Annotated in this window: 5 protein-coding genes and 1 pseudogene; 2 read left to right on the forward strand and 4 right to left on the reverse strand. The window is 45.9% G+C overall.

Annotated elements, in window-relative coordinates; genetic code table 11:
* Positions 1 to 104: 104 nt before the first annotated feature.
* From Q0R35_RS11125 to Q0R35_RS11140, 4 genes and pseudogenes are all read right to left on the reverse strand, one after another.
* A pseudogene (locus tag Q0R35_RS11125) lies at positions 105 to 1,045 on the reverse strand (SLC13 family permease).
* A gap of 78 nt (positions 1,046 to 1,123) precedes the next feature.
* The gene (locus Q0R35_RS11130; RefSeq protein ID WP_295617684.1) at positions 1,124 to 1,969 is read right to left on the reverse strand and encodes a metal ABC transporter permease; all 846 of its coding nucleotides are present in this window, start codon (positions 1,967 to 1,969) and stop codon (positions 1,124 to 1,126) included.
* Between the two features lie 224 nt (positions 1,970 to 2,193).
* A complete protein-coding gene (locus tag Q0R35_RS11135; protein WP_295617686.1) occupies positions 2,194 to 2,940 on the reverse strand; it encodes a metal ABC transporter ATP-binding protein in 747 nt (248 codons plus the stop codon).
* A 177-nt stretch (positions 2,941 to 3,117) separates the two neighbouring features.
* On the reverse strand, positions 3,118 to 4,008 hold the full coding sequence (locus Q0R35_RS11140) for an energy-coupling factor transporter transmembrane protein EcfT (RefSeq protein ID WP_295617689.1): 891 nt from the start codon (positions 4,006 to 4,008) through the stop codon (positions 3,118 to 3,120).
* 312 nt (positions 4,009 to 4,320) lie between these two features.
* Between Q0R35_RS11140 and gltD the strand changes: the two genes are divergently transcribed.
* Together gltD and Q0R35_RS11150 are read left to right on the forward strand one after the other, a co-directional pair.
* Positions 4,321 to 5,805 (forward strand): glutamate synthase small subunit, encoded by a 1,485-nt coding sequence (gene gltD, locus Q0R35_RS11145; RefSeq protein ID WP_295617692.1) that lies wholly within the window; start codon positions 4,321 to 4,323, stop codon positions 5,803 to 5,805.
* A 135-nt stretch (positions 5,806 to 5,940) separates the two neighbouring features.
* Positions 5,941 to 6,147, forward strand: coding sequence for a hypothetical protein (locus Q0R35_RS11150; protein ID WP_295617695.1), 207 nt, complete (start codon positions 5,941 to 5,943; stop codon positions 6,145 to 6,147).
* Positions 6,148 to 6,848: the final 701 nt, after the last annotated feature.

Below are 6,848 nucleotides of genomic sequence, written 5' to 3' on the forward strand. Positions count from 1 at the left end.
CGCTACTGGCGTGACCGAACCCTCGATCGCCAACATCATTCAAAAACAAGCAGCCACCAGTGAGATTTTACAGCAGTCAGAGGCGATAACTAAATTTGGATTAATTATTTACGGAGAAAAGCAACACTCACATAGGCAGCCAACACCACTAGCTGTAGCCCCATTGTGGGCAACCCATAGTAGAGAAATCGTTGAAACGAAATCGGTTTACCATGTTGCTCCGAGATACCTGCTGCCACAATATTCGCCGATGCACCAACTAGGGTACCATTACCACCTAAAGTTGCTCCATACATCATGGCATAGAACAGCGGTAGTACCTCCGGCGGTAGTGGCGTAGTCGAGCCAGGATTGAGGATTTCCGCCCCGACAAATCTAGCGCGCGGCGATGTTCGATCTTGGGTAGGGGCAATGTTTCAGGGTGGGAAAGTTTGGTATTCCAGATCTTCTTAAATAAAAATGGTAAAGTTGCCACGACGACTAATACTGCCAATACACCGCCAAAATTGAGTGTTTGGAGATAATCAATAAACGTCATGTTAATCGAACTACCCACGATAAAAGTTGCCGGATCTCCTACCAAAGTTAATAAGTCCGCACTATTGGCAACAAATACCATCAGAATCAGCAGGGGCACGAAATCTATGCCGATTTCTTGGGCTAACGGCGGAATCAAGGGGGCAAGCAGCATGACGGTGGTAGCACTTGGAAAGACGGTACAAATTGGGGTGGTAATTGCCACAATCCCCAGTAACAGACTGTTGCCTTTACCCTTGGCTAAGATCGCAATTTGGGTAGCTAAATACTCAAAGATCCGAGTGGGTTGTAACGATCGAATCATCACCATTACCCCAAAAAATAGCCCCAGTGTGGGGTGAGCGATCGCAATATAGCCGATCGCCCGATCGAGTGTCAAAATATTTGAAACCACTAACACTAATGCTCCCAGCATCGCCGCAACCGCTAGTGGCATCCACTCCATAATGATGATGCCGATGACACTTACAAACACGATTGAGGCTCCGATCGCTTGCCAACTTCCCATAATTTTGAAATCTAGTTAAAAAATGTTCTTTGCAATCTTAATATTGTTTATTATACGTTGACTATTAATAACGATTAATTAGGAAGGCAATCGAAACCTCTGAGTCAAAATACCTTGAGAGGGACTAAATAATAATGCGATAATAAATAACCCCGAAGATACAATGACGATCGCCGGACCAGATGGTACGTGCTTGAGATAAAAACTAATATATACTCCACTCATACTCGCAAATGCACCGATAATTGCACCCACAATCATCATTTGATGCAGCTCTTTTACGAGTAAATATGCCGTCAAAGCTGGCCCCACTAATAGCGAAATTACTAAAATTACACCGACAGCCTGCATACTAGCAATAATTGTCAGCGTAATTGCAGACATAAATCCGAGATGAATCATCCTAACTGGTAAGCCCATTGCTTCAGCTCCAGTGCGATCGAATGTATAGAATAATAACTCTTGATAAGATAACCAAACTACTGTCAGAATTAACACAGTGACAATCGCCGTTCGATAGATGTCGGTTGTAGTCGTACCCAAAATATCCCCAAACAGAAAACTATCTAAATCGATATTATTTCTGAGTATAGAAATTAAGATAATTCCGACTGAAAAGAAACTAGAAAAGGTTAGAGCCATTGCCGCATCTACCTTGACTCTCGATTGCGATTGAATCCAGGAAATAGTCCTCGCACCCAATATTCCAGATATAAACGCCCCGATCGCAATATCGATGCCCAAGAAAAACGAAAGCGATAATCCTGGCAATACAGCGTGAGCAATTACATCTCCATACAGTGCCATTCGTTGGACGATCAGATAACTACCGACAACCGGACATAAGATCCCAACGAGAATGCCAATGCCGATCGCATTTCGCATGAATTCATATTGCCAAGGCTCGACGAGAAAATTTAGCATACTCAGATCTTGTGTTAAAATAAGGTTACTAGTTTTTTAGTGGATAGTGGATAGTTTTAATCGTTTTCACATGTTGGTATAAGATGCGATCGAATTTAAGATCGAGCGTCGATCGAGCAAGCGATTAACCCAATTGGCTAGTTACAGATTTTAGTTGCAATTCAATAAAAAATATCAACACTATTCACTATCCACTATTCACTATCCACCATCCACTTACTTTACTAACAGAATAAATCTGCTCCAGGATCTCGGTTGCCATGCTGATGAAAGGAGACCCCATAAGCTTGTTGCAGATTAGCCGGAGTCATTACCTGAGAGGGCGAACCATCAGCAATTAGACTCTGATTGAGCAGCAAAATTCGATCGAGTTGACTCAAAGATTTTCCCCATTCATGGGTACTAACTAGCAAAATTTTACCCGCAGTTCGCAGCTCTCCAAAAACTTCCAGAAGTACAGCTTCGGTTTTTTTATCGATGCCAGTAAATGGCTCGTCAAATAAGAATAAATCTGCTTGCTGCGCCAGTGCGCGGGCTAAAAATACGCGCTGTTGTTGCCCGCCAGAAAGCTCCCCAATCCGCCGATCTTTGAGATCGAGCATCCCGACTCGATCGAGTGCCCCATTGACAAACGCCTTAGCCGCCGCACCCGGACGACGCAACCAGCCTAGCTGACGGGTACGCGCCATCATTACTACATTCCAAACCGTAATCGGATAATCCCAGTCAACCTGAGATCTTTGGGGCACATAAGCCACCCGTTCCAAATGCTGGCACAACGGACAAGTACAATATTTTATCGTACCGCTAGCGGTCGGAATTAGTCCCAACATCGCCTTGAGCAGTGTGCTTTTACCCGCTCCATTTGGCCCAATTAGCCCCACCAGCTCACCTGGTTCGATCCGGAAGTCAATTTGCTCCAAAGCACGCACGCCACGGTAATTGACAGCTAATTGCTGAATCTCTAGCATGAATTAATTATGAGAATGATTATCGCCAATCGATCTCAACCATAGCATGAATTAAGTTGCTTAGTATCGCTCGTTGGCGTTGGTGTAGCCGGCCTTAGGCACAGCCGCTCTGATGGAGCATCGTCTACAGCCATCGAACTCCGGTTAAAACCTCAAACTTAGAGCCTAACGCCTCATTTAAATAATTTGACCGCCGACAATAAATCTAGCTGTCCAGAAAATCGCTAAAACAGCCATTGCCAAAAAGTCGAGTTTTCTTAACTTTAATTGATGCCAATCTACCTTGTGAGTATTGGGAGTTGTAAAGCCGCGTACTTGCATCGCGATCGCGATTTGTTCGGCGCGATTTAAGAGATTTTCTAGGAGTTTTTCCGATACAGTCAGCCAAACTTTCGCACTATTTTTGAGTCCTAACTTTTGCCAATCGATACCGCGCGTATAAACAGAGCGGACTAAATTTTGGATCTCTTCCAATACCAAGGGAATAAATCGTAGTGATAGAGTGAGCGTCAGCGCGATCTCAGTGACAGGGACATTGTAACGGCGCAGAGGAGCCATTAAATCATCCAATCCCGTGGCAACTTCTTCAGGCGATGTCGTGAGTAAATAAACAGTCGTGCTGTAAACCGAAGTAAAAATCAGACTACTGGCATAAATCGCATTATCGATCGATTTTCTGGTGATTTTAAACTGGAGCGCGCCTGTATCGAGTTTGAATAATACATATTGATAAGGCTGCGCGATCTCCATCCCCGCATCTGGTGGCGATCGCAGTTGATGAGTAACATTAATGCTATCTGGTGCAAAAATTCCGACGATAAAAATCGCGCCACCGAATAGTAATAACCACCCCATCTGCTGTTTGAGCGCGCGCCAAGGAATCCCCGCCAGAATGCTAATAATTACTAATATGCCGACCAAACTTAATTTCCACATCGCGCTAGCCAGAATCGGAGCTAGCAAAAAGCTCAACAACCAGCCAAGTTTGACTCTAGGATCGAGCCGATGCAACCAAGTAATCGGCTGTTCTAAATACAATCCAATCGGTAACGAGCGGAGTAGATCCATCTACAGTGGGGAGTTGGGGGTGGGGACAGAGCTGAGACTCCATGTACACTGCCTAATATAGCTTTAATTGCTACCAAAATGTTAAATCCCAGATCTACTTAGAAATCGATCTAATCAGCTCCGATCTCCACAAGAATTATTACAGATCCTTACCCATCAACCATCCTACTAATGCGATCGGATTAAAATTGGAAACGGTGATAGCTCGAACCCATATAAATACCCAGACCTAGAATATTTCTAGCAAGTTGGATTTAATGATGCAAGCTAATCCACACCACAGATTTATTCAATCGACTATATTTAACCTCTATGGGCAAGCCAACCGGATTTATTGAATACCTGCGCGAAGTCGAAGGCGAAATCTCGCCAGTCGATCGCATTCACAATTGGGACGAATTCCACCTCCCCATGCCCGACGACAAGCTCCGCCAACAGGGAGCTAGATGCATGGACTGTGGTACCCCCTTTTGCCACACCGGGAGCATGGTTTCCGGGATGGCTAGCGGTTGTCCCATCGGTAACCTCATCCCCGAATGGAACGACCTCGTATATCGCGGACTCTGGCGCGAAGCCCTCGACAGACTCCACAAAACTAATAACTTCCCCGAATTCACAGGTAGAGTCTGCCCAGCCCCCTGCGAAGGCTCCTGCGTACTGGGCATCCATAAGTCTCCAGTCACCATCAAAAGCCTCGAACACTCGATCGTCGATAAAGGCTGGGAAGAAGGCTGGATCGTCCCCCAGCCTCCCGCAAAACGCACGGGTAAAAAGATTGCGATCGTTGGTTCTGGCCCCGCTGGACTCTGCGCCGCAGCCCAATTGAATCAAGCTGGGCACTGGGTCACAGTCTTAGAACGCGCAGACAGACCAGGCGGACTGCTAATGTACGGCATCCCCAATATGAAGCTCGAAAAAGAGCAAATCGTCCTCCGTCGAATTAAACTCCTCGAAGCCGAAGGCATCACCTTCAAATGCAACGTCGAAGTCGGCAAAGATCTTACTGCTGCCGACCTTCGTCAAGAATACGATGCCGTCGTCCTCTGCACTGGAGCCACCAAACCCCGCGATCTTCCCATTCCCGGACGCGAATTCACAGGCATCCACTTCGCGATGGACTTCCTCACCGCTAATACCCAAGCCGTCTTAGATGGTCGAGAAAATAGTAACTTCATCTCCGCCGCAGGTAAAAATGTCATCATCATCGGCGGTGGCGACACGGGTACAGATTGCGTCGGCACCTCCATCCGCCACGGTTGCAACAGCGTCGAGCAACTAGAAATCATGCCCACACCCCCACTCAAACGTGCTGCCGACAATCCTTGGCCGGAATGGCCGAAGGTTTACAAAATGGACTACGGACAAGAAGAAGCCGCCGCAAAATTTGGACACGATCCTCGCGCCTATCTCACCACCGCCACCAAATTTGAAGGCGACACAGATGGTAATGTCACAGCCGTGCATACCGTTCAAGTCCAATGGGAGCGCAACGAACAGGGACAATTCGCACTCAAACACGTCCCAGGCACCGAAAAAGTCAACCCCGCCCAAGTCGTACTCCTCGCAATGGGTTTCCTCGGCCCCGAACAACCGCTCATTGACGCACTAGGACTAGAAAAAGATCCTCGCAGCAATATCAAAGCCGAGCATGAAAAATACACCACCAGTATCCCTGGCGTGTTTGCCGCTGGCGATTGTCGGCGCGGTCAAAGCTTAGTCGTCTGGGCATTTAATGAAGGTCGCGGTGCCGCACGCGAATGCGATCTATATCTGATGGGCAGTACCGATCTGCCATAAATATTGTCTGAACTGCGATCTGGGATGATGTGATGATGAATTATGATGATTTGCAATCAGGAAATCATAGTCTATCTATTAATTATTCTCATCACAGTTCAGACATCGATTAATAAATATAGTGAGGTAAACATTATGCAATCTCTACAAACTATCTACGAAAATCTAGCAAAGGTCGATCGTGTCGATGCAGCTACTAGCGCGACTTATCGTCAATCAGCACAAGAAGTATTAGCCGATCCCGATATTAGTTTAGAGTGGCGCAAAGCAATATCCGATCGACTCAATCAAGTTAACCACGAGCTAACAGTTCATGCTCATGTCGATGACGATAGCTATTAATTCGTAAGTTGGCTAGAGCGACTTGCGACTTACACATAATCTTTGATTTAGCCTGCCGTAGTCACGGCAAGCTAAACCCAATCGCATCAATATTTAGACTCGATCGTATGACGCGCTCGTCGATCGAACAGTAAGTGCGTTAGGTTTCGTGCCTCCACCCAACCTATAAAAGTCACTCAACCCTCGATCTGTCAGTTTGTCGATCCAGGCAATACATCGATCGACAGTTAAAGTGTAGAAACCAACAGCGAGGATATATTTACTGCTGGGAATCGCTAATAAGTATTAGACCCACTGAAAATATTTTTTTAACCTCTAAAAAATCTCTAGAGTCTTTACCCATAAGGCTTGTAGCTGCCTATTCGCCAATCCGAAAACCACAAAATCATCAAATAAATTGGATGAATATTGTCAAAAGCAGTGATGAAGAGGCTCAGATCCTTACCCACACTAGATCGAACTAATTTCGGTTTAGGGGGTTGACAATACTAGGCCGCCGGGTTATATTAGTAAAGCGGTCGAGGGAAACAGCGACGCGGAATCGGCGAAAGCCGCTCTGTGAGCTAACTACCTTCACCACTGAACCTAGACAACTATATAGTTTGAAAGCCTATACAACCTCGTTAAATTCGTTAACACGATTATAACACGGTCGAGCCAGTAATGGTGAAGCCAAGACGAGTCAAAAGTCTTTAAAGATT

The sequence above is a fragment of the Chamaesiphon sp. GL140_3_metabinner_50 genome (assembly GCF_025361915.1).
Taxonomy (GTDB): Bacteria; Cyanobacteriota; Cyanobacteriia; order Cyanobacteriales; family Chamaesiphonaceae; genus Chamaesiphon.

Coding starts and splice junctions, on each gene's coding strand:
- Q0R35_RS11140 (WP_295617689.1), bottom strand. CDS start 4,008: ATGGATCTACTCCGCTCGTTACCGATTGGATTGTATTTAGAACAGCCG.
- Q0R35_RS11150 (WP_295617695.1), top strand. CDS start 5,941: ATGCAATCTCTACAAACTATCTACGAAAATCTAGCAAAGGTCGATCGT.
- Q0R35_RS11130 (WP_295617684.1), bottom strand. CDS start 1,969: ATGCTAAATTTTCTCGTCGAGCCTTGGCAATATGAATTCATGCGAAAT.
- gltD (WP_295617692.1), top strand. CDS start 4,321: ATGGGCAAGCCAACCGGATTTATTGAATACCTGCGCGAAGTCGAAGGC.
- Q0R35_RS11135 (WP_295617686.1), bottom strand. CDS start 2,940: ATGCTAGAGATTCAGCAATTAGCTGTCAATTACCGTGGCGTGCGTGCT.